The organism is Streptomyces sp. NPDC005281, assembly GCF_040607495.1.
Classification (GTDB): Bacteria; Actinomycetota; Actinomycetes; order Streptomycetales; family Streptomycetaceae; genus Streptomyces.
Genome location: NZ_JBEXGX010000028.1, coordinates 40,926 through 62,184, shown reverse-complemented (window position 1 = coordinate 62,184; position 21,259 = coordinate 40,926). Strand labels below are relative to the sequence as shown.

At 65.6% G+C, this 21,259-nt stretch carries 33 protein-coding genes; 32 read left to right on the top strand and 1 reads right to left on the bottom strand.

All coding sequences use genetic code 11. From position 1 onward, the window contains the following. The first annotated feature begins 2 nt into the window (after positions 1–2). The 31 genes from rplD (at position 3) to truA (ending at position 18,908) form a co-directional block, all read left to right on the top strand. Positions 3–659, top strand: coding sequence for a 50S ribosomal protein L4 (rplD, locus tag ABZV42_RS31805; RefSeq protein ID WP_037627000.1), 657 nt, complete (start codon positions 3–5; stop codon positions 657–659). Next, complete coding sequence (rplW, locus tag ABZV42_RS31800) at positions 659–1,075, top strand: 50S ribosomal protein L23 (protein WP_189190335.1); 417 nt, start codon at positions 659–661, stop codon at positions 1,073–1,075. Before rplD ends, rplW begins: the two co-directional genes overlap by 1 nt. Before the next feature lie 39 nt (positions 1,076–1,114). After that, positions 1,115–1,951, top strand: a complete 837-nt coding sequence (gene rplB, locus ABZV42_RS31795; protein ID WP_081218889.1) for a 50S ribosomal protein L2 — start codon at positions 1,115–1,117, stop codon at positions 1,949–1,951. A gap of 12 nt (positions 1,952–1,963) precedes the next feature. Then, entirely contained in the window at positions 1,964–2,245 is a 282-nt protein-coding gene (rpsS, locus tag ABZV42_RS31790; RefSeq protein ID WP_024755409.1) for a 30S ribosomal protein S19, read from the top strand. Positions 2,246–2,287: 42 nt separating this feature from the next. Then, on the top strand, positions 2,288–2,635 hold the full coding sequence (gene rplV / locus ABZV42_RS31785) for a 50S ribosomal protein L22 (protein WP_006604878.1): 348 nt from the start codon (positions 2,288–2,290) through the stop codon (positions 2,633–2,635). Beyond that, positions 2,635–3,465, top strand: a complete 831-nt coding sequence (gene rpsC / locus ABZV42_RS31780; protein ID WP_355987593.1) for a 30S ribosomal protein S3 — start codon at positions 2,635–2,637, stop codon at positions 3,463–3,465. The genes rplV and rpsC overlap by 1 nt, the downstream gene beginning before the upstream one ends. Before the next feature lie 5 nt (positions 3,466–3,470). Continuing rightward, the gene (gene rplP, locus ABZV42_RS31775; protein WP_010986348.1) at positions 3,471–3,890 is read left to right on the top strand and encodes a 50S ribosomal protein L16; all 420 of its coding nucleotides are present in this window, start codon (positions 3,471–3,473) and stop codon (positions 3,888–3,890) included. Further along, a complete protein-coding gene (rpmC, locus tag ABZV42_RS31770; RefSeq protein WP_003998824.1) occupies positions 3,890–4,114 on the top strand; it encodes a 50S ribosomal protein L29 in 225 nt (74 codons plus the stop codon). The genes rplP and rpmC overlap by 1 nt, the downstream gene beginning before the upstream one ends. Further along, positions 4,114–4,398, top strand: coding sequence for a 30S ribosomal protein S17 (gene rpsQ, locus ABZV42_RS31765; RefSeq protein ID WP_355987595.1), 285 nt, complete (start codon positions 4,114–4,116; stop codon positions 4,396–4,398). The genes rpmC and rpsQ overlap by 1 nt, the downstream gene beginning before the upstream one ends. 100 nt (positions 4,399–4,498) lie before the next feature. Then, positions 4,499–4,867 (top strand): 50S ribosomal protein L14, encoded by a 369-nt coding sequence (gene rplN, locus ABZV42_RS31760; protein WP_003998823.1) that lies wholly within the window; start codon positions 4,499–4,501, stop codon positions 4,865–4,867. 2 nt (positions 4,868–4,869) lie between these two features. Next, on the top strand, positions 4,870–5,193 hold the full coding sequence (gene rplX / locus ABZV42_RS31755) for a 50S ribosomal protein L24 (RefSeq protein WP_328449240.1): 324 nt from the start codon (positions 4,870–4,872) through the stop codon (positions 5,191–5,193). Next, the gene (gene rplE, locus ABZV42_RS31750; protein ID WP_351126653.1) at positions 5,190–5,747 is read left to right on the top strand and encodes a 50S ribosomal protein L5; all 558 of its coding nucleotides are present in this window, start codon (positions 5,190–5,192) and stop codon (positions 5,745–5,747) included. The genes rplX and rplE overlap by 4 nt, the downstream gene beginning before the upstream one ends. A 5-nt stretch (positions 5,748–5,752) precedes the next feature. Further along, positions 5,753–5,938, top strand: a complete 186-nt coding sequence (locus ABZV42_RS31745) for a type Z 30S ribosomal protein S14 (RefSeq protein ID WP_261705331.1) — start codon at positions 5,753–5,755, stop codon at positions 5,936–5,938. Between the two features lie 210 nt (positions 5,939–6,148). Continuing rightward, positions 6,149–6,547 (top strand): 30S ribosomal protein S8, encoded by a 399-nt coding sequence (gene rpsH, locus ABZV42_RS31740; protein WP_261705332.1) that lies wholly within the window; start codon positions 6,149–6,151, stop codon positions 6,545–6,547. A 21-nt stretch (positions 6,548–6,568) separates the two neighbouring features. After that, positions 6,569–7,108 carry a 50S ribosomal protein L6 gene (rplF, locus tag ABZV42_RS31735; protein ID WP_355987598.1) on the top strand — a complete coding sequence of 180 codons (540 nt, stop codon included), beginning with the start codon at positions 6,569–6,571 and terminating at the stop codon, positions 7,106–7,108. Between the two features lie 3 nt (positions 7,109–7,111). Continuing rightward, positions 7,112–7,495, top strand: coding sequence for a 50S ribosomal protein L18 (gene rplR, locus ABZV42_RS31730; protein ID WP_168510320.1), 384 nt, complete (start codon positions 7,112–7,114; stop codon positions 7,493–7,495). 65 nt (positions 7,496–7,560) lie between these two features. Beyond that, positions 7,561–8,166 carry a 30S ribosomal protein S5 gene (gene rpsE / locus ABZV42_RS31725; protein ID WP_006376045.1) on the top strand — a complete coding sequence of 202 codons (606 nt, stop codon included), beginning with the start codon at positions 7,561–7,563 and terminating at the stop codon, positions 8,164–8,166. Next, on the top strand, positions 8,166–8,348 hold the full coding sequence (rpmD, locus tag ABZV42_RS31720) for a 50S ribosomal protein L30 (RefSeq protein WP_055553514.1): 183 nt from the start codon (positions 8,166–8,168) through the stop codon (positions 8,346–8,348). The genes rpsE and rpmD overlap by 1 nt, the downstream gene beginning before the upstream one ends. A 2-nt stretch (positions 8,349–8,350) precedes the next feature. Beyond that, positions 8,351–8,806: a 50S ribosomal protein L15 gene (gene rplO, locus ABZV42_RS31715; protein WP_355987600.1), complete on the top strand. Its 456-nt coding sequence runs from the start codon at positions 8,351–8,353 to the stop codon at positions 8,804–8,806. Between the two features lie 432 nt (positions 8,807–9,238). Continuing rightward, a complete protein-coding gene (locus ABZV42_RS31710) occupies positions 9,239–9,667 on the top strand; it encodes a hypothetical protein (protein ID WP_356054761.1) in 429 nt (142 codons plus the stop codon). Positions 9,668–9,975: 308 nt separating this feature from the next. Further along, the gene (locus ABZV42_RS31705; RefSeq protein WP_356054759.1) at positions 9,976–10,668 is read left to right on the top strand and encodes a hypothetical protein; all 693 of its coding nucleotides are present in this window, start codon (positions 9,976–9,978) and stop codon (positions 10,666–10,668) included. 631 nt (positions 10,669–11,299) lie between these two features. Continuing rightward, entirely contained in the window at positions 11,300–12,613 is a 1,314-nt protein-coding gene (secY, locus tag ABZV42_RS31700) for a preprotein translocase subunit SecY (RefSeq protein WP_356054757.1), read from the top strand. After that, entirely contained in the window at positions 12,613–13,269 is a 657-nt protein-coding gene (locus ABZV42_RS31695) for an adenylate kinase (protein ID WP_356054755.1), read from the top strand. The genes secY and ABZV42_RS31695 overlap by 1 nt, the downstream gene beginning before the upstream one ends. Positions 13,270–13,490: 221 nt before the next feature. Then, positions 13,491–14,330 carry a type I methionyl aminopeptidase gene (gene map, locus ABZV42_RS31690; protein WP_355991346.1) on the top strand — a complete coding sequence of 280 codons (840 nt, stop codon included), beginning with the start codon at positions 13,491–13,493 and terminating at the stop codon, positions 14,328–14,330. A gap of 316 nt (positions 14,331–14,646) precedes the next feature. Then, positions 14,647–14,868 carry a translation initiation factor IF-1 gene (gene infA / locus ABZV42_RS31685; protein ID WP_003948620.1) on the top strand — a complete coding sequence of 74 codons (222 nt, stop codon included), beginning with the start codon at positions 14,647–14,649 and terminating at the stop codon, positions 14,866–14,868. A 70-nt stretch (positions 14,869–14,938) separates the two neighbouring features. Then, positions 14,939–15,052, top strand: a complete 114-nt coding sequence (rpmJ, locus tag ABZV42_RS31680; RefSeq protein ID WP_003998809.1) for a 50S ribosomal protein L36 — start codon at positions 14,939–14,941, stop codon at positions 15,050–15,052. 216 nt (positions 15,053–15,268) lie between these two features. Next, complete coding sequence (rpsM, locus tag ABZV42_RS31675; RefSeq protein ID WP_355991343.1) at positions 15,269–15,649, top strand: 30S ribosomal protein S13; 381 nt, start codon at positions 15,269–15,271, stop codon at positions 15,647–15,649. Between the two features lie 69 nt (positions 15,650–15,718). After that, positions 15,719–16,123: a 30S ribosomal protein S11 gene (gene rpsK, locus ABZV42_RS31670; protein WP_003956432.1), complete on the top strand. Its 405-nt coding sequence runs from the start codon at positions 15,719–15,721 to the stop codon at positions 16,121–16,123. Between the two features lie 177 nt (positions 16,124–16,300). Continuing rightward, a complete protein-coding gene (locus tag ABZV42_RS31665; RefSeq protein ID WP_003966937.1) occupies positions 16,301–17,323 on the top strand; it encodes a DNA-directed RNA polymerase subunit alpha in 1,023 nt (340 codons plus the stop codon). Positions 17,324–17,449: 126 nt separating this feature from the next. After that, complete coding sequence (rplQ, locus tag ABZV42_RS31660) at positions 17,450–17,947, top strand: 50S ribosomal protein L17 (protein ID WP_351555371.1); 498 nt, start codon at positions 17,450–17,452, stop codon at positions 17,945–17,947. A gap of 94 nt (positions 17,948–18,041) precedes the next feature. Then, on the top strand, positions 18,042–18,908 hold the full coding sequence (gene truA / locus ABZV42_RS31655) for a tRNA pseudouridine(38-40) synthase TruA (protein ID WP_356054753.1): 867 nt from the start codon (positions 18,042–18,044) through the stop codon (positions 18,906–18,908). A gap of 57 nt (positions 18,909–18,965) precedes the next feature. Here truA and ABZV42_RS31650 read toward each other — a convergent pair whose 3' ends face one another. After that, a complete protein-coding gene (locus tag ABZV42_RS31650) occupies positions 18,966–19,865 on the bottom strand; it encodes a hypothetical protein (protein WP_356054751.1) in 900 nt (299 codons plus the stop codon). Positions 19,866–19,939: 74 nt separating this feature from the next. Here ABZV42_RS31650 and ABZV42_RS31645 point away from each other — a divergent pair, with 74 nt between their 5' ends. Next, positions 19,940–21,136, top strand: a complete 1,197-nt coding sequence (locus ABZV42_RS31645) for a glycosyltransferase family 87 protein (protein WP_356054749.1) — start codon at positions 19,940–19,942, stop codon at positions 21,134–21,136. Positions 21,137–21,259: the final 123 nt, after the last annotated feature.

The following is a 21,259-nucleotide window of genomic DNA, read 5'->3' as shown; positions in this document are numbered from 1 at the left end:
ACATGAGCACCATTGACATTCTGTCGCCCTCCGGCGACACCGCCGGGACCGTTGAGCTCCCGGCCGAGATCTTCGATGTAGAGAAGATCAGCATCCCGCTGCTTCACCAGGTTGTCGTCGCGCAGCTGGCCGCGGCCCGTCAGGGCACGCACAAGGTCAAGCGTCGTGGCGAGGTCCGTGGTGGTGGCCGCAAGCCCTACCGCCAGAAGGGCACCGGCCGCGCCCGTCAGGGTTCGACCCGCGCGCCGCAGTTCGCCGGCGGTGGCGTCGTCCACGGTCCCACCCCGCGTGACTACTCGCAGCGGACCCCGAAGAAGATGAAGGCCGCGGCCCTGCGCCACGCCCTCACCGACCGGGCCCGCAACGCTCGCATCCACGTCATCACCGGCGTGATCGAGGGCGAGACCCCCTCCACCAAGGCCGCGAAGAGCTTCCTCGGCAAGGTCAGCGAGCGCAAGAACGTGCTCCTGGTCATCGAGCGCTCCGACGAGGCCGCGCTGCTCTCCGCGCGCAACCTGCCCCAGGTCCACATCCTGGAGCCGGGCCAGCTCAACACGTACGACGTTCTCGTCTCGGACGACGTGGTCTTCACCCAGGCCGCTTTCGAGTCCTTCGTGTCTGGCCCCCAGGCCGCTGACACCGAAGGGAGCGAAGCCTGATGGCTACGCGTCACCCGAGCATTGCCTCGAAGGCCGCCAAGGCCAAGAAGGTCGCGCGCGTCGCCAAGGCGAAGCGCCACGAGGCCGAAGGCAAGAACACTGTCGAGACCCCGCTGAGCAAGAGCTTCACGGATCCCCGTGACGTCCTCCTCAAGCCGGTCGTCTCGGAGAAGAGCTACGCGCTTCTCGACGAGGGCAAGTACACCTTCGTCGTGGACCCGCGGGCCAACAAGACCCAGATCAAGCAGGCCGTCCAGGCGGTCTTCTCGGTCAAGGTCACCGGGGTCAACACGATCAACCGTCAGGGCAAGCGCAAGCGCACCAAGACGGGCTTCGGCAAGCGTGCTGACAGCAAGCGCGCGATCGTGACCCTCGCTGAGGGCGACCGTATCGACATCTTCGGCCAGGCCTCCTAACGGAGCGCCCTGGTCCGAATATCGGACGAGGACTGAGAAATGGGAATCCGCAAGTACAAGCCGACTACGCCGGGCCGTCGTGGCTCCAGCGTCGCCGACTTCGTCGAGGTCACGCGGTCCACGCCGGAGAAGTCGCTGGTCCGCCCGCTGCACAGCAAGGGCGGCCGTAACAACGCCGGTCGTGTGACCGTTCGCCACCAGGGTGGCGGACACAAGCGCGCCTACCGCGTGATCGACTTCCGTCGTCACGACAAGGACGGCGTGCCGGCGAAGGTCGCGCACATCGAGTACGACCCCAACCGCACCGCGCGCATCGCGCTGCTTCACTACGCGGACGGCGAGAAGCGCTACATCCTCGCCCCCCGCAACCTGTCGCAGGGTGACCGCGTCGAGAACGGTCCCGGGGCCGACATCAAGCCGGGCAACAACCTGGCGCTCCGCAACATCCCGGTCGGTACCACGATCCACGCGATCGAGATCCGTCCCGGTGGCGGCGCCAAGTTCGCCCGCTCCGCCGGCGCCTCGGTGCAGCTGCTCGCGAAGGAGGGCACCATGGCCCACCTCCGCATGCCCTCCGGTGAGATCCGCCTGGTCGACCAGCGCTGCCGCGCCACGGTCGGCGAGGTCGGCAACGCCGAGCAGAGCAACATCAACTGGGGTAAGGCAGGCCGTAAGCGCTGGCTGGGCGTTCGCCCGTCCGTCCGCGGTGTGGCGATGAACCCGGTTGACCACCCGCACGGTGGTGGTGAAGGCAAGACCTCCGGTGGTCGTCACCCGGTCTCGCCGTGGGGTCAGAAGGAGGGTCGTACTCGTTCGCCGAAGAAGGCTTCGAACAAGTACATCGTCCGCCGCCGCAAGACGAACAAGAAGCGCTAGGAGCGGGTTTAGATGCCGCGCAGTCTCAAGAAGGGACCCTTCGTCGACGGACACCTTGTAAAGAAGGTGGACGTACAGAACGAAGCCGGTACCAAGAACGTCATCAAGACCTGGTCCCGTCGCTCGATGATCATCCCGGCCATGCTCGGCCACACGATCGCGGTGCACAACGGCAAGACCCACATCCCGGTGTTTGTCACCGAGTCGATGGTCGGCCACAAGCTCGGCGAGTTCTCGCCGACGCGCACCTTCCGGGGTCACGTCAAGGACGACCGGAAGTCGAAGCGCCGCTAACGCGGGGTGGAATCGACCATGACAGACACTGGAAGGACAACCATGGAAGCCAGGGCCCAGGCGCGGTACATCCGCGTCACGCCCATGAAGGCCCGCCGAGTGGTGGACCTTATCCGTGGCATGGATGCCACGGAGGCTCAGGCGGTCCTGCGTTTCGCCCCGCAGGCCGCGAGCGTGCCGGTCGGCAAGGTGCTTGACAGCGCCATTGCCAACGCCGCACACAACTACGACCACACCGACGCCGGCAGCCTCGTCATCTCCGAGGCATACGTCGACGAGGGTCCGACCCTGAAGCGGTTCCGTCCGCGTGCCCAGGGCCGCGCCTACCGGATCCGCAAGCGGACCAGCCACATCACCGTGGTCGTCAGCAGCAAGGAAGGAACCCGGTAATGGGCCAGAAGGTTAACCCGCATGGGTTCCGGCTCGGCATCACCACGGACTTCAAGTCCCGCTGGTACGCCGACAAGCTGTACAAGGACTACGTCAAGGAAGACGTCGCCATCCGTCGGATGATGACGTCCGGCATGGAGCGCGCCGGCATCTCGAAGGTTGAGATCGAGCGCACCCGTGACCGCGTGCGGGTGGACATCCACACCGCGCGTCCGGGCATCGTCATCGGCCGCCGTGGCGCCGAGGCCGACCGCATCCGCGGTGACCTCGAGAAGCTCACGGGCAAGCAGGTCCAGCTGAACATCCTCGAGGTCAAGAGCCCCGAGACCGATGCTCAGCTGGTTGCCCAGGCCGTTGCCGAGCAGCTGTCCTCCCGCGTCTCCTTCCGTCGCGCCATGCGTAAGAGCATGCAGGGCACGATGAAGGCCGGCGCCAAGGGCATCAAGATCCAGTGCGGTGGCCGTCTCGGCGGCGCCGAGATGTCCCGCTCGGAGTTCTACCGCGAGGGCCGCGTGCCACTGCACACGCTCCGCGCGAACGTCGACTACGGCTTCTTCGAGGCCAAGACGACCTTCGGCCGCATCGGTGTGAAGGTCTGGATCTACAAGGGCGACGTCAAGAACATCGCCGAGGTCCGCGCCGAGAACGCCGCTGCCCGCGCCGGCAACCGCCCGGCCCGTGGCGGCGCTGACCGCCCGGCCGGCCGTGGTGGCCGTGGTGGCGAGCGTGGCGGTCGCGGTCGTAAGCCGCAGCAGGCTCCCGCTGCCGAGGCCCCCAAGGCCGAGGCTCCGGCTGCCGCTCCGGCTGAGAGCACCGGAACGGAGGCCTGACCGACATGCTGATCCCCCGTAGGGTCAAGCACCGCAAGCAGCACCACCCGAAGCGCCGTGGTCAGGCCAAGGGCGGTACGCAGGTTTCGTTCGGCGAGTACGGCATTCAGGCCCTCACGCCGGCGTACGTGACGAACCGCCAGATCGAGGCCGCTCGTATCGCGATGACCCGCCACATCAAGCGTGGCGGCAAGGTCTGGATCAACATCTACCCGGACCGCCCGCTCACGAAGAAGCCTGCCGAGACCCGCATGGGTTCCGGTAAGGGTTCGCCCGAGTGGTGGATCGCGAACGTGCACCCGGGCCGGGTCATGTTCGAACTGTCCTACCCCAACGAGAAGATCGCCCGTGAGGCCCTTACTCGCGCAGCCCACAAGCTGCCGATGAAGTGCCGGATCGTCAAGCGCGAGGCAGGTGAAGCGTGATGTCGGCCGGTACCAAGGCGTCCGAGCTACGCGAACTGGGTGACGAGGAGCTTCTCGCGAAGCTCCGCGAAGCCAAGGAAGAGCTGTTCAACCTCCGCTTCCAGGCGGCGACCGGTCAGCTCGAGAACCACGGTCGGCTCAAGGCCGTCCGTAAGGACATCGCGCGGATCTACACCCTGATGCGTGAGCGCGAGCTGGGCATCGAGACGGTGGAGAGCGCCTGATGAGCGAGAGCAACGTGACTGAGCAGAAGACCGAGCGCGGTTTCCGCAAGACCCGTGAGGGTCTGGTCGTCAGCGACAAGATGGACAAGACCGTCGTCGTCGCCGTCGAGGACCGCGTGAAGCACGCGCTGTACGGCAAGGTCATCCGCCGTACCAGCAAGCTCAAGGCCCACGACGAGCAGAACGCCGCCGGCGTCGGCGACCGCGTCCTCCTGATGGAGACCCGGCCGCTGTCCTCGACGAAGCGCTGGCGCATCGTAGAGGTCCTCGAGAAGGCCAAGTAAGTACCTCAGGAACCTTCCTGAGGTTGGTTCCGCCAGGCTCGGGGCGGGGTCGTGATGAGCGATCCCGCCCCGGGAACCGGCAGACAAACAGGAGATAGACGTGATCCAGCAGGAGTCGCGACTGCGTGTCGCCGACAACACTGGTGCGAAGGAAATCCTTTGCATCCGTGTGCTCGGTGGCTCCGGTCGCCGCTACGCGGGCATCGGTGACGTGATCGTCGCCACCGTCAAGGACGCGATCCCCGGCGGCAACGTGAAGAAGGGTGACGTCGTCAAGGCTGTCATCGTTCGCACCGTCAAGGAGCGCCGCCGTCCGGACGGCTCGTACATCCGCTTCGACGAGAACGCCGCCGTCATTCTGAAGAACGACGGCGACCCTCGCGGCACCCGTATCTTCGGCCCCGTCGGCCGTGAGCTGCGCGAGAAGAAGTTCATGAAGATCATCTCGCTCGCGCCGGAGGTGCTGTAAGCATGAAGATCAAGAAGGGCGACCTGGTTCAGGTCATCACCGGTAAGGACAAGGGCAAGCAGGGCAAGGTCATTGCCGCTTACCCGCGCGACGAGCGCGTCCTGGTCGAGGGTGTCAACCGGGTCAAGAAGCACACGAAGGCCGGTCCGACCGCCAAGGGTTCGCAGGCCGGTGGCATCGTCACGACCGAGGCGCCCGTCCACGTCTCCAACGTCCAGCTGGTCGTTGAGAAGGACGGCAACAAGGTCGTCACGCGCGTCGGTTACCGCTTCGACGAAGAGGGCAACAAGATCCGCGTTGCCAAGCGGACGGGTGAGGACATCTGATGGCTACCACCACTCCGCGTCTCAAGACGAAGTACCGCGAGGAGATCGCGGGCAAGCTGCAGGAAGAGTTCTCCTACGAGAACGTCATGCAGACCCCGGGCCTCGTGAAGATCGTGGTCAACATGGGTGTCGGCGACGCCGCCCGTGACTCGAAGCTCATGGACGGTGCCGTCCGTGACCTGACCACCATCACCGGGCAGAAGCCGGCCGTCACCAAGGCCCGCAAGTCCATCGCGCAGTTCAAGCTGCGTGAGGGTCAGCCGATCGGTGCCCACGTCACGCTTCGTGGCGACCGCATGTGGGAGTTCCTGGACCGCACCCTGTCGCTCGCGCTTCCGCGCATCCGCGACTTCCGTGGTCTGTCCCCCAAGCAGTTCGACGGCCGTGGCAACTACACCTTCGGTCTCACGGAGCAGGTCATGTTCCACGAGATCGACCAGGACAAGATCGACCGCACCCGGGGTATGGACATCACCGTGGTGACCACGGCGACCAACGACGCTGAGGGCCGCGCGCTCCTTCGTCACCTCGGCTTCCCCTTCAAGGAGGCGTAAGCGAGATGGCGAAGAAGGCTCTGATTGCCAAGGCTGCTCGTAAGCCCAAGTTCGGTGTGCGTGGCTACACGCGCTGCCAGCGCTGCGGTCGTCCGCACTCCGTGTACCGCAAGTTCGGCCTGTGCCGCATCTGCCTTCGTGAGATGGCTCACCGTGGCGAGCTGCCGGGCGTGACCAAGAGCTCCTGGTAGTCCCTGTAATTCAGGGATCCAGGACTCTCGGTAAGTAAAGGGCTCTGTCAGGTGCCCACCTCTCCATGGCTTAGGCTAGGAGGGTTGGGCGCCTGACGCCCAGACGACTTACTACGCCGTAGGTCCCCGCACCGCACCCGTCCCGCCACTGAGTGGGGAGAGGGATGGCGCATACAGGAAACCCCGGCGAGAGAGGCCGAAGGCCAATTCATGACCATGACTGATCCCATCGCAGACATGCTTACTCGTCTGCGTAACGCGAACTCGGCGTACCACGACGATGTCGCGATGCCGCACAGCAAGATCAAGTCGCACATCGCAGAGATCCTCCAGCAGGAGGGCTTCATCACCGGCTGGAAGGTCGAGGACGCCGAGGTCGGCAAGAAGCTCGTCCTCGAGCTGAAGTTCGGCCCGAACCGTGAGCGCTCCATCGCGGGCATCAAGCGGATCTCGAAGCCTGGTCTGCGTGTGTACGCGAAGTCCACCTCCCTGCCCAGGGTGCTCGGTGGCCTCGGCGTGGCGATCATCTCCACGTCTCACGGTCTCCTCACCGACAAGCAGGCCGGCAAGAAGGGCGTAGGCGGAGAAGTCCTCGCCTACGTCTGGTAGAAGGGAACGGAGGAAACAGCTATGTCGCGTATTGGCAAGCTCCCCATCACGGTTCCCGCCGGCGTGGACGTCACCATCGATGGCCGTACGGTCCAGGTGAAGGGTCCCAAGGGCGCCCTCTCCCACACCGTCGCGGCGCCGATCGAGGTCGCCAAGGGCGAGGACGGCATTCTCAATGTCACCCGCCCGAACGACGAGCGTCAGAACAAGGCCCTCCACGGCCTGTCCCGCACGCTGGTGGCGAACATGATCACCGGCGTGACCGCGGGTTACGTGAAGAAGCTCGAAATCAGCGGTGTCGGTTACCGCGTCCTGGCGAAGGGCTCCAACCTGGAGTTCTCGCTCGGCTACAGCCACTCGATCACGGTCGAGGCGCCCGAGGGCATCTCGTTCAAGGTCGAGAACCCGACGCACTTCTCGGTCGAGGGAATCGACAAGCAGAAGGTCGGCGAGGTTGCGGCCAACATCCGCAAGCTGCGCAAGCCCGACCCGTACAAGGCCAAGGGCGTCAAGTACGAGGGCGAAGTAGTCCGGCGCAAGGTCGGAAAGGCGGGTAAGTAAGCCATGGCATACGGTGTCAAGATTGCTAAGGGCGACGCTTACAAGCGTGCTGCCATCAAGCGTCGTCACATCCGGATCCGTAAGCACATCTCGGGTACGGCTGAGCGTCCGCGCCTGGTCGTGACGCGCTCCAACCGCCACATCGTGGCCCAGGTCATCGACGACGTTAAGGGTCACACCCTCGCGTCGGCGTCGACCCTGGACACCACGGTCCGCGGTGCCGAGGGCGACAAGTCCGCGCAGGCCAAGTCGGTCGGCGCCCTGGTCGCCGAGCGCGCCAAGGCCGCCGGTGTCGAGGCTGTCGTATTCGACCGTGGTGGAAACCAGTACGCCGGGCGCATCGCCGCCCTGGCGGACGCCGCCCGCGAAGCCGGACTCAAGTTCTGAGTCGCCCGTCGCGCAGTGACTTCATTGACGCTGCGTAGCTAGCGGAAAAAGAGAGAGGTAATCCAATGGCTGGACCCCAGCGCCGCGGAAGCGGTGCCGGTGGCGGCGAGCGGCGGGACCGGAAGGGCCGTGACGGCGGCGCAGCTGCTGCCGAGAAGACCGCGTACGTTGAGCGCGTCGTCGCGATCAACCGCGTCGCCAAGGTTGTGAAGGGTGGTCGTCGCTTCAGCTTCACCGCGCTGGTCGTGGTAGGCGATGGCGATGGCACCGTCGGTGTCGGTTACGGCAAGGCCAAGGAGGTGCCGGCCGCGATCGCCAAGGGTGTTGAAGAGGCCAAGAAGCACTTCTTCAAGGTCCCCCGTATCCAGGGCACCATCCCGCACCCGATCACGGGCGAGAAGGCCGCGGGCGTCGTCCTGCTCAAGCCTGCTTCCCCCGGTACCGGCGTTATCGCCGGTGGCCCGGTGCGTGCAGTGCTCGAGTGCGCCGGCGTTCACGACATCCTGTCGAAGTCGCTCGGTTCTTCGAACGCGATCAACATCGTGCACGCGACCGTGGCGGCCCTCAAGGGTCTGCAGCGTCCCGAGGAGATCGCGGCTCGCCGTGGTCTGCCCCTCGAGGACGTCGCCCCCGCGGCTCTCCTTCGTGCACGTGCCGGGGCGGGTGCGTAATGGCTCGCCTCAAGGTCACGCAGACGAAGTCCTACATCGGCAGCAAGCAGAACCACCGTGACACCCTGCGTTCCCTTGGTCTCAAGGGCATCAACACGCAGGTCGTCAAGGAGGACCGCCCCGAGTTCCGCGGAATGGTTCACACCGTCCGCCACCTCGTGACGGTCGAGGAGGTCGACTGATCATGGCGGAAAACAACCCGCTCAAGATCCACAACCTCCGTCCCGCCCCGGGCGCCAAGACCGCCAAGACCCGTGTTGGTCGTGGTGAGGCGTCGAAGGGTAAGACGGCTGGTCGTGGTACCAAGGGCACGAAGGCCCGCTACCAGGTTCCGGCGCGCTTCGAGGGTGGCCAAATGCCCCTCCACATGCGTCTTCCGAAGCTGAAGGGCTTCCGGAACCCGTTCAAGACCGAGTTCCAGGTCGTGAACCTCGACAAGCTGGGCGCGCTGTACCCGGAGGGTGGCGAGGTCACCGTAGAGGGTCTCGTCGCCAAGGGTGCCGTTCGCAAGAACAGCCTCGTCAAGGTCCTCGGCCAGGGCGAGATCTCCGTGGCGCTGCAGGTGACGGTGGATGCCGTCTCCGGCTCCGCCAAGGAGAAGATCACCGCCGCCGGCGGTACTGTCACCGAGCTCGTCTGATTTCAGCAGGCGTCTCGATGACCTGAACGATCCCGACCGGGGGTGCCCACAAAAGGGGCATCCCCGGTTGGTCGTTTTCAAGGGGACTCGGCGGCGGTGCGGGATGGAGCGGGTGCATTCGGGCAAAAGGAACATTAATTTTGTCATGGGCATGACTTTTAAGTGGAATTAGTGCGGGCTCTTTGGGTGTGTATTGAGGAAACGGGTGCGTGAGAGGTTGCCGCGAATCTTCCTTGACAACATGATCGATTTAATACTAGTTTCATCATATCGTCGGTTTGGCCGGACCAGCCATGGACCGATGGTGAAATTTCAGGGGGAGGGTATGTCGTCATGCCCATTGACCAAGTATGACGGCATCCAATTTTGCCTTCTTCCCTGTTCAACTGATCCAGGCAGCTTGCTGCCTCTATCGGAAGGAAGGGAATCCGAATGCGAAAGACTCGATTCTTCGGTGCGACCGCAGTGGCAGTTGCCGCGGGAGTCGTCGCGGTTCTTGGTACTGCGACGTCCGCGAGTGCGGCGGGTTCAGGGGATGGCACATGTGTCAGCACCGAGCTGTGTGTGTACCGTCTTTACGACCGGCATGCCAGCGACGGATACTTCGACCTCGGATCGCCGGACAAAGATTTCAGCAACGGCAACAATAATTGGTTCAACCACAGCGGAAACATCAACGACGCCATTTCTTCTTACACGGCGGGCACTGGTACATCCTGCGACGGGTACAGCCTCTTCTGGAACAAGGACATGAGCGGGATCCAGATGGACATCCCGAAGGGCTGGGGCGGTAATCTCGCGGGCGCTTACGCCAACTTCAACGACGAGTTCTCGTCGTACTCGAAGTTCGGCTGCCCCTGAGTAACCCATCGAGCGGCCGGCCCCCCAAGGGCTGGCCGCTCCGGCGTATGTGGAAGTAGAAAATGCGCAAGCATATTGTGATCCTCCTTTCGCTCGTTGCCGCTGCAGGCTGCTCGAGCGGCCCCGGGGCTCGGTCTGGCACTGACGCTGACGCCCCGAGCCCGCGCGTCGCCGCCCTTGATGCCGGCTCCGTGTCCACGCCGCTGGATTCCTATGCTCCCCCGCCGGGGCTCACTCTGACCCTGCGTCGTGCAGAAGTGATACTCACCAATCAGTGCCTCGAGCGGTTCGGGTACACGGAACATCCGATGCCGACTCCCGAAGAGACGTCAAGCACGCGTAAGCATTCTGAGTTTCTCGTGTTTTCGATAGCTCAAGCAAGTGAACTCGGGTACAACTCCCCCAAGGGAACCACTGCTGCGAGTGACTCCGATTGGGACAGGAAGTCGTCCCGAGTGCAGCGGGGATTGCTCGATGGGACCCTCAGGAAGTACAAGGGCGAATCGGTGCCCAAGGGTGGGTGTGTCGGTGTTGCGGCTGACGGTCTGACAAAAAACTCAAGGGTTCCCAAAAGGCTTGAAGGGGGAGGGGTTCAGCTCAGACAGCTCCAAAAGGCCAGCCCCACTTCCTTGGGTGACGCGGAGGTAGGGATCATTCGACTTGATGCCATTTCCGCGACAAGGAGGGATCATCGCTATATCGAGCTGATAAGGTCCTGGTCCTCCTGCATGCGGCAAAAGGGGTATGAATATGAATCTCCTGAGCGCGCCCTGGATGATGGCCGCTGGAACGGAAGCGTGCCCAGTGAGAGCGAAAAGAAGACCGCAGTTGCGGATATGACCTGCAAGAAGGCAGTGAACTATCTTGAAGTCGCTTCCGAGGTTCAGTCCACCTACGAGAAGAAGGTGATCGGCAAGAGAATAGGGGAGCTTGCTCAGCTGCGCCGTAATTTGAAAGCATGGAAAATGAACGCAGACAAGGCGATCAAGGATGCGGTCTGAAGCAACTCTGTCTGGAGAGGTGCGAGGCAACCGCCGGGTCGCAAGTCGCCCTATTGTGGAATTAGCCCGGATCGTTCCGGTTGGAACGGCGGTCCGGATCGACTCTGTCTCGCTTCGGGGAAGCGGAGGCTCTCGCCGCCGATGTGGGCTCGCCCGTGACTGCGGCAGGTGATGGGAGGGGGTGTGGACCGGGTCAGCGAAGGATTCCCCCCTTGTCCGCCCAGGACCCTCGCCCGCTCTTCGTGCGGGTGACGAGGCGCTCACATAAGAGCCGTGGTCTCGAACCGAGGTGCCCGGGTACAGTCCAGCCCGCTGTCGTGTGCTCGGCTGCCACCGCATCGGCGATGCCTGATCGGAGAGTCGGGCTGTGATCCAGTGGGGGATGGACGGGGCATAACGCCCACACAGGGTGACGTAAACACGATCGGTCGATCCCCGGGAGGTGTCTGTCTCCGGTCGGTCGTTCCAAGGGGGGCGGTGTCGCCGGTAAGGTGGCCTGCACTGTTGATTTTCGTCCGGCGTGCCTCACGGGAACTCCGGGCGGTCTTTGACTGTTGGTTAGCTGTCAGTCATCCGTCGAACCTCAAGACTCACCCTCGGACGCGGTAGCGCGGGGGTCGCAGGAGGCACCGTGCTCACCGCGTTCGCCCGGGCGTTCAGGACGCCCGACCTGCGCAAGAAACTGCTGTTCACCCTGGGCATCATCGTGGTCTATCGGGTCGGTACCCACATCCCGATCCCCGGCATCGACTACAAGAACGTCCAGACGTGCATGAACGCGGCCGACACGAACCGTGGGCTGTTCAGCCTGATCAACATGTTCAGTGGCGGCGCGCTGCTCCAGATCACGATCTTCGCGCTCGGGATCATGCCGTACATCACGGCGAGCATCATTCTCCAGCTGCTCACCGTGGTGATCCCGCGACTGGAAGCCCTCAAGAAGGAGGGCTCGGCCGGTACCGCGAAGATCACGCAGTACACCCGCTACCTGACAGTCGCTCTGGCCATTCTCCAGGGCACCGGGTTGGTCGCGACTGCTCGTAGCGGTGCGCTGTTCGGTACCTGCCCGGTCGGTAACCAGATCGTCCCGGACCAGTCGATCTTCACGACCATCACGATGGTCATCACGATGGTCGCCGGTACGTGTGTCGTCATGTGGCTGGGTGAGCTCATCACCGACCGCGGCATCGGCAACGGCATGTCGATCCTCATGTTCATCTCGATCGCCGCGACCTTCCCGAGCGCCCTGTGGACCGTCAAGATCCAGGGCAAGCTGGCCGGTGGCTGGATCGAGTTCGGCACGGTCATCGCGGTGGGTCTGTGCATGGTCGGCCTGGTGGTCTTCGTCGAGCAGGCGCAGCGCCGGATTCCGGTCCAGTACGCGAAGCGCATGATCGGCCGCCGTTCCTACGGCGGTACCTCGACCTACATTCCGCTGAAGGTCAACCAGGCGGGTGTGATTCCTGTCATCTTCGCCTCGTCGCTGCTCTACATTCCGAGCCTGATCGCCCAGTTCTCGAAGGGCGACTCCGGGTGGAAAACGTGGGTCACGCAGAACCTGACCAAGGGTGACCACCCGATTTACATCGCTCTGTACTTCCTTCTGATCGTTTTCTTCGCGTTCTTCTACGTGGCGATCTCGTTCAACCCCGAGGAAGTCGCCGACAACATGAAGAAGTATGGTGGCTTCATCCCGGGCATCCGGGCTGGCCGGCCGACCGCTGAGTACCTCAGCTACGTACTCAACCGGATCACCTGGCCGGGTTCGCTGTATCTGGGGCTGATCGCTCTCGTGCCGACGGTGGCGTTGGTTGGTTTCAATGCAAACCAGAACTTCCCGTTCGGTGGCACCAGCATCCTGATCATCGTGGGTGTCGGACTCGAGACGGTGAAGCAGATCGAGAGCCAGCTTCAGCAGCGCAATTACGAAGGGTTCCTCCGCTGATGCGAATCGTCCTCGTCGGGCCGCCCGGTGCCGGGAAGGGAACGCAGGCCGCGTTTCTCGCCAAGAACCTGGCGATCCCGCACATCTCAACGGGCGACCTGTTCCGCGCCAACATCTCTCAGCAGACGGGGCTCGGCAAGCTGGCGAAGTCCTACATGGACAAGGGCGAACTGGTACCGGACGAGGTCACCATCGCCATGGCCAAGGACCGCATGGAGCAGCCCGACGCGGAGAACGGTTTCCTGCTCGACGGCTTCCCGCGCAACGTCTCGCAGGCCGAGGCGCTCGACGAGATGCTGAGCACCGAGGGCATGAAGCTGGACGCGGTGTTGGACCTGGAGGTCCCCGAGGACGAGGTGGTCCGCCGTATCGCGGGCCGTCGCATCTGTCGCAACGACTCGGCGCACGTCTTCCACGTGTCGTACAAGGCGCCGAAGCAGGAAGGCGTCTGTGACGTCTGCGGCGGCGAGCTGTACCAGCGTGACGACGACTCCGAGGACACCGTGCGCACGCGGCTGGAGGTCTACCACACCCAGACCGAGCCGATCATCGACTACTACAAGGCCCAGGGCCTGGTCGTCACGATCCCGGCGCTCGGCAAGGTGGAGGACGTCACGGCGCGCTCGATGGAGGCGCTCGCCCGCGAGGACGCCTAGTCCGCGCGGGGTCCGCTCCGCGGTACACGTACCGCGAAGGGGCGTGAAGCAGTACGTCGCATCGGCCGCGGCACCCTCACCGGGTGCCGCGGCCGACGTGCGAGACGGGCAGGGCGAAGGCCCTGTGCGAGACGGGGTCCCATGATCCCGGGCGGGGTGCGAGCAGTCCCCCGTATCGTTGGAGTAGTCCGCAGTTCCGGTCCAGAAAGGCCGCAGCCACCATGGTGCAGATCAAGACCCCCGAGCAGATCGCCAAGATGCGTGAGGCGGGGCTGGTCGTCGCGGCGATCCACGCGGCCACGAGGGAAGCCGCGGTGCCGGGTGCGACGACCCGGGATCTGGACGAGGTCGCGCGCAAGGTGCTCGAAGAGCACGGCGCCAAGTCGAACTTCCTCGGGTACGGCGGTTTCCCCGCGACGATCTGCACCTCGGTCAACGAGGTCGTCGTCCACGGCATCCCGGACGACAAGACCGTCCTGAAGGACGGCGACATCATCTCCATCGACTGCGGCGCGATCGTGGACGGCTGGCACGGCGACGCCGCGTACACCGCGTTCGTGGGCTCCGGACACGCTCCGGAACTGGTCGAGCTCTCCCGGGTGACCGAGGAGTCGATGTGGGCGGGCATCGCGGCCATGAAGCCGGGCAACCGGCTCGTGGACATCTCGCGGGCCATCGAGACCTACATCCGCCGGCAGCCCAAGCCGGGCGGCGGCAAGTACGGCATCGTCGAGGACTACGGCGGCCACGGCATCGGCACCGAGATGCACATGGACCCGCACCTGCTGAACTACGTCGAGCGCAAGCGGGGGAAGGGACCGAAGCTGGTTCCCGGCTTCTGCCTGGCGATCGAGCCGATGGTGTCGCTCGGCACACCGCGGACCGAGGTCCTCGAGGACGACTGGACCGTGATCACCACGGACGGGACCTGGTCCTCGCACTGGGAGCACTCCGTGGCGCTGACGGCGGAGGGGCCGCTGGTCCTCACCGCTCCCGACTGCGGCCGCGCGAAGCTCGCCGAGTACGGGGTCACGGCGGCGCCTGATCCCCTCGCGAGCTGAAGCTCACGCGCTGAAGGCGCGCGGGAGTACCGTCCGCGAGGATGTTCGCGAGATCTCTCGATATCGATCTTGCGTTCGATATTTTTCCTCGCCTTTTCCCGCTCTCTTTCTCCGCCGACCGTGCGATCGGTCAGCCCCGCCCCTCGCGCATACCGCGCCGACGGGTGGGGCATCGTCATGAGTGGCGGAGGAAGCCGGGGACGAATTCGTCTTTCCGGGAGCCCTGACGTAGACTGACTCGTCGGCTCTCGTGCACCCGCATGTCTGCATGCGCTCGCGCGAAGTCGATCAAGGTAGTCGATTCGAAGGGCGAAGCGTGGCCAAGAAGCAAGGTGCCATCGAGATCGAGGGCACTGTCGTCGAGTCTCTTCCGAACGCCATGTTCAAGGTTGAGCTCCAGAACGGCCACCAGGTCCTGGCACATATCAGCGGCAAGATGCGTATGCACTACATCCGCATCCTCCCTGACGACCGGGTCGTGGTGGAGTTGTCTCCGTACGACCTGACGCGTGGCCGGATCGTCTACCGCTACAAGTAGATCTTGCCTTGCTCCGTGTTCCCGGTTCCGGGGGCGCGGGGGGTGGCACTGACCCGGAGAACCTCACCTAATGAAGGTCAAGCCGAGCGTCAAGAAGATCTGCGACAAGTGCAGGGTGATCCGCCGTCACGGTCGGGTCATGGTCATCTGCGAAAACCCGCGCCACAAGCAGCGCCAGGGCTGACGCACGACCGCACCTTCTGCACCCGCAGATCTCGCGCGACGCAAGCAGTACATGTTCATACGCAGAGTCCAGGGCTGATCACGGTCAGGCCTGACACCCCCGGTCGGAGGCCGGGGACCCGGTTCGTACCGAATGCTCGATCCACTGGATCAGAGGACGACGGCGGGCGGGATCCGGTTCTGCGGAAGACCTCCGAACGACAACTGGAGCCATTGAATGGCACGCGTTTCCGGTGTCGACATCCCGCGCGAAAAGCGTGTGGAGGTCGCCCTCACCTACGTGTTCGGCATTGGCCGGACGCTTTCCCAGCTGACGCTGGCCGAGACTGGCGTGAACCCCGACACGCGCGTTCGTGACCTCTCCGAGGAGGAGCTGGTCAAGATCCGCGAGTACGTGGACGCCAACATCAAGACCGAGGGTGACCTCCGTCGCGAGATCCAGGGCGACATTCGCCGGAAGATCGAGATCGGCTGCTACCAGGGCATCCGCCACCGTCGTGGCCTGCCTGTGCACGGTCAGCGCACCAGCACGAACGCTCGTACCCGCAAGGGCCCGCGTCGCGCGATCGCCGGCAAGAAGAAGCCGGGCAAGAAGTAGTCCTCAGCGGACAACGCTTCATCAGCGGTCTTCGCTGTAGGACCGACCACCTCCCCGTAGGAGTAACAGATGCCCCCCAAGGGTCGTCAGGGCGCTGCCAAGAAGGTGCGCCGCAAGGAAAAGAAGAACGTCGCTCACGGCCACGCGCACATCAAGAGCACGTTCAACAACACGATCGTCTCGATCACGGACCCCTCGGGCAACGTGATCTCCTGGGCCTCCGCCGGCCACGTCGGCTTCAAGGGCTCGCGCAAGTCCACCCCCTTCGCCGCGCAGATGGCCGCCGAGTCGGCTGCCCGTCGCGCGCAGGAGCACGGCATGCGCAAGGTTGACGTCTTCGTGAAGGGCCCGGGCTCCGGTCGCGAGACCGCGATCCGCTCCCTCCAGGCCACTGGCCTCGAGGTCGGCTCCATCCAGGACGTCACCCCCACTCCGCACAACGGCTGCCGTCCGCCGAAGCGCCGCCGCGTCTGACGCACGGCTGCTCGGTCGTCGATCTCGACGGCTAGTGCTGGTTCGAGGTTTCCGGGCGGTACGGCTCCGTAAAAGGGCCGTATCGCCCGTACCCTTGCTGTACCCGGCCTCTTCGGAGGCCCGATTTTGTCGGGCGTCAAATAGCGGGCGTCCACGAATGAAGGATCTGATCACCACATGCTGATCGCTCAGCGCCCCTCGTTGACCGAAGAGGTCGTAGACGAATTCCGCTCCCGGTTCGTGATCGAGCCGCTGGAGCCGGGCTTCGGCTACACCCTCGGCAACTCCCTGCGCCGGACCCTCCTCTCGTCGATCCCCGGCGCTGCTGTCACCAGCATCCGCATCGACGGTGTCCTGCACGAGTTCACCACCGTGCCGGGCGTCAAGGAGGACGTCACCGACCTGATCCTCAACATCAAGCAGCTGGTCGTCTCCTCGGAGCACGACGAGCCGGTCGTGATGTACCTGCGCAAGCAGGGCCCGGGTCTGGTCACCGCCGCCGACATCGCGCCCCCGGCCGGTGTCGAGGTCCACAACCCCGACCTCGTCCTCGCCACGCTCAACGGCAAGGGCAAGCTGGAGATGGAGCTGACCGTCGAGCGCGGTCGCGGCTACGTCTCCGCCGTTCAGAACAAGCAGGTCGGTCAGGAGATCGGGCGCATCCCGGTCGACTCGATCTACTCGCCGGTGTTGAAGGTCACGTACAAGGTCGAGGCGACCCGTGTCGAGCAGCGCACCGACTTCGACAAGCTGATTGTCGACGTCGAGACCAAGCAGGCCATGCGTCCCCGTGACGCCATGGCGTCGGCCGGTAAGACCCTGGTCGAGCTGTTCGGTCTGGCCCGCGAGCTCAACATCGACGCCGAGGGCATCGACATGGGCCCGTCCCCCACGGACGCCGCCCTCGCCGCTGATCTCGCCCTGCCGATCGAGGAGCTCGAGCTCACCGTTCGGTCGTACAACTGCCTCAAGCGTGAGGGCATCCACTCCGTGGGTGAGCTCGTCGCCCGCTCCGAGGCCGACCTCCTGGACATCCGTAACTTCGGTGCGAAGTCCATCGACGAGGTCAAGGCGAAGCTGGCCGGCATGGGCCTGGCCCTCAAGGACAGCCCGCCCGGATTCGACCCGACCGCCGCCGCCGACGCCTTCGGCGCCGACGACGACGCGGACGCGGGTTTCGTGGAGACCGAGCAGTACTGATCGGTACTGGGACGGCTTCCGTCCTCCGGGGTCCTTCGGGACCCCGGATCTTCGACGGGCGATCGCCCGCTCGGACACTGACTCCGGTACCTGATACGGCCGGGGCAGACACCAAGGAGAAACACCATGCCGAAGCCCGCCAAGGGTGCCCGTCTGGGCGGCAGTGCCGCGCACGAGAAGCTGCTCCTCGCGAACCTCGCGAAGTCGCTCTTCGAGCACGGCCGCATCACCACCACCGAGGCCAAGGCCCGTCGCCTGCGTCCCTACGCGGAGCGTCTGGTCACCAAGGCGAAGAAGGGTGACCTTCACAACCGCCGTCAGGTGCTCTCGGTGATCACGGACAAGAGCATCGTGCACACGCTCTTCACCGAGATCGGCCCGCGTTACGAGAACCGCCCGGGTGGCTACACCCGTATCACCAAGATCGGTAACCGTCGTGGCGACAACGCGCCCATGGCTGTCATCGAGCTGGTCGAGGCCCTGACCGTGGCCCAGCAGGCCACCGGTGAGGCCGAGGCGGCCACCAAGCGTGCCGTCAAGGAGACCGAGGCCCCGGCCAAGGTCGAGGACACCAAGGTCGAGGACGCCGTCGAGGCTCCCGCCGAGGAGTCGAAGGACGCCTGAGGCACTGCCTTGCTGTGAGCGGGTCCGTCCCTTTCGGGGGGCGGGCCCGCTTTCGCGTTTCCGGGGAGGAACCCGGGCTTGAGAGGATCTAGGTGTGAGTGACGAAGCGGAGCCCGGGTTCGTACGGGTGCGGTTGGATCTGTCGTACGACGGGACCGAGTTCTCCGGGTGGGCCAAGCAGGCCGGGGGACGCAGAACCGTGCAGGGCGAGATCGAGGACGCGCTGCGGACCGTGACGCGGACGAGGGACACCACGTACGAGCTGACCGTGGCCGGGCGGACCGACGCCGGGGTGCACGCGCGCGGCCAGGTGGCCCATGTCGACCTGCCTGGGGAGCTGTGGACCGAGCACCGGGAGAAGCTGCTCAAGCGGCTGGCGGGGAGGCTGCCCAAGGACGTGCGGGTGTGGTCGCTCGCCGAGGCGCCGCCCGGATTCAACGCGCGGTTCTCGGCGATCTGGCGGCGCTACGCCTATCGCGTGACCGACGAGCCCGGCGGGGTCGACCCGCTGTTGCGCAGTCATGTCCTGTGGCACGACTGGCCGTTGGACGTGGACGCCATGAACCAGGCGGCCCGGCGGCTGCTCGGGGAGCACGATTTCGCCGCCTACTGCAAGAAGCGCGAGGGCGCGACGACCATCCGTACGCTCCAGGAGCTGAGCCTGGTGCGTGGCGAGGACGGGGTCGTCACCGCCACCGTGCGGGCCGACGCCTTCTGCCACAACATGGTGCGGTCGCTGATCGGTGCCCTGCTGTTCGTGGGGGACGGCCATCGCGGGCCCGAGTGGCCGGGAAGGGTGCTGGCCGCCGCGGTCCGGGACTCGGCCGTTCATGTCGTACGGCCGCACGGGCTGACGCTCGAGGAAGTCGGCTATCCCGCCGATGAGTTGCTGGCCGCGCGGAACAAGGAGGCGCGGAACAAGCGCACGTTGCCGGGTGCGGCCGGTTGCGAGACCTGCTGACGTCTGATCATTTGGCGGGGCGGCGGCCGGAGTTGTCCGGTCGCCGCCCCGCAGCCGCTACTGGCCTGCCGCGGCCGCGGCCGCGGCCGACGCCTGGGCCTGGCCCCGCCGGCTGATCTGGAGGAACGCGAACTGCGCGAGGTCGTCGCCGGTGGTGAACACCGCGGTGTCCTTGGTCTTCACGTCCTTGCCGTCGGTGAAGCCGGCGAGGGTGAAGTAGGCGTAACGGCCGTAGGCGTTGGTGGTCGAACGGCAGACGGCCGAGTCGCAGAACGCCTTGATGCCGTTGCCCGGGAGCGAGGCGATGATGCTCTTGCCGTCCGCGTCGGCCTTGGCCTTGCTCGCCTCGGCCTCGGTGTCGAAGACCGCGACGCCCACCGTCACCGCCACCCCGTCCTTGACGTAGGTGACCCGCATGAAGCGGGTGCAGCCGTCCTTGGTGAGGACCGGCGGCAGCGTGCCCTTCGCGGCCGAGGCGCAGTTCTTCGTGTCGGCCGTCGGACCCTTGCGGTACACGCGGTTGCCCATGGTGAGCTGCGTACCGGGGAAGAGGATGTCCGGGCTCAGCGGCGCGGTGTCCTTCTGCGCGCTGGCTATGAACTGCTTCGGATCCAGCGGCGGCGGAGCCGAGGTCGGCTCGAAGGACGGCGCCGGTGTCGTGGCGCCGGGTATGTCCGCGCTGGCGGGCAGTTTGGACGGCTGGCCGGCGGAGTCGTTGCTCCCGTTCGCGTTGGCGACGGCCATGGCCACGGCAGCACCGATCGCGACGGTGGCCACGGCCCCGCCCACGATGAACAGCACTTTGCGGCGCTTGTTGCGCGTCTCTGAAGCCTCCGCCATCGCCGCCCAGTCGGGATTCCCGCTGGAGCGCTGGTTGTTCCACTGAGGCGTTTGCTGAGACCCCGGCTTCCAGGGGTCCCACGGGGGCTGCCCCTGCCCACCTTGCCCATAACTCATGCGCCGCATCTTAGACGGGGGTTGGGGGGTGCCGGTCAGCTCCACCGGGCACTTGAGCCCCTAGCGTGATCTGAATGCGCAAGGGCAAAAGTGACATCTCCGGGTGGTTGGTGCGTAGGGCCTCCTGGCACGCGTGGGCGGCCTCGGCCGTGGTGCTGTGCGCGCATGCCGTGGGCGTCGCGCTGCGCAGCTCGGACGGGGGGATGGACAACGCGATCGTCGTACGGGCGGCGCGCACCTGGCTGGACGGCGGTTCGCCCTACGCCGACCGCCATTTCCTCTATCTCCCGAGCGCGGTGCTCGCGGCCGTGCCGCAGACGCTGCTCCCTCCCGGCGTGCCGCGGGTGCTGGTCCCGCTGACGGTGACCGCTCTGCTGGTGGCGGGCTGGGTCTGCGCGCTGCGGGTCCACGGGGTCCCCCGGCGCAGCCGGCTCGCGGTGCTCGGACCTGCCGGGCTCGCGCTCGGCTTCGCGCCCTTCGGTCACCTGGTCTCGCTCGGCAACTGGACCGTGACCGCCGCCGCGGCTCTGCCCCTCGCCCTGCTGCTGGCCGCGCGGGAGCGGTGGGTGTGGGCGGGTGTCGTCATCGGGGCCGCCCTCGCCCTGAAGCCGCTGCTCGCGCCGGTGGCGCTCCTCTTCGTCTTCGCGCGCCGGTGGCGGGGGCTGGCGGCGGTGATTCTGGTGCCGGCCCTGGCGTCCGGCGGAGCGGCGCTGCTGATGCCCGATCCTGCGGCGTTCGTCACACGGACGCTGCCGTTCCTGCTGCGCGGCCACGACGGTTTCGTACGCCTCTACGAGGCTTCTCCGGTGGCCGTGCTGCCGCGCCTCGGAGTGCCGTCGTGGGTCGCGGTCCCGCTGGCCTTCGCCGCCGCGGGTGGCGGGGTCCTCGCCGCGTACCGCCGCTGGTCGCGAGGTGTTCCGGGGCCGTTGCGGCTGGTGGAGACCGCGGTGCTGCTGATGCTGGCGGCGTTCCTGGTGTCCCGGCCGTCCTACGACCACTATCTGCTCGTCGTGGTGCCGCTGCTGCTCGCGGGGCTGCCGTATCCGGGTTCGGCGGCCCGTGGGCCCTGGTTCTGGCTGGCGCTGGTGCCGCAGGTGCCCGGCGCTGACTGGCCCTGGCTGGAAGCGGTGACCCGGCGTTCGTTCCGGGACTGCTTTACCCTGTGTGTAATGACTGCATCGGTGGCGCTTTGGCACCACCGTCATCTGCCGCTCGCAGGACCGGTCGGCTTCGTCGCTCAGCGACGGGGGCGACGGGCCGCGAGGGTGTGAGCGCTCGCGTTTTGACCCTTCCGGGGCACCGCGGGTAAGCTTGCATTTCGTTATGTGTATTGGCTTGCTCATTCTCACGTGAGGGGCCCTTACACCGGTCCACCGGGGCCGATGACCAGCGAC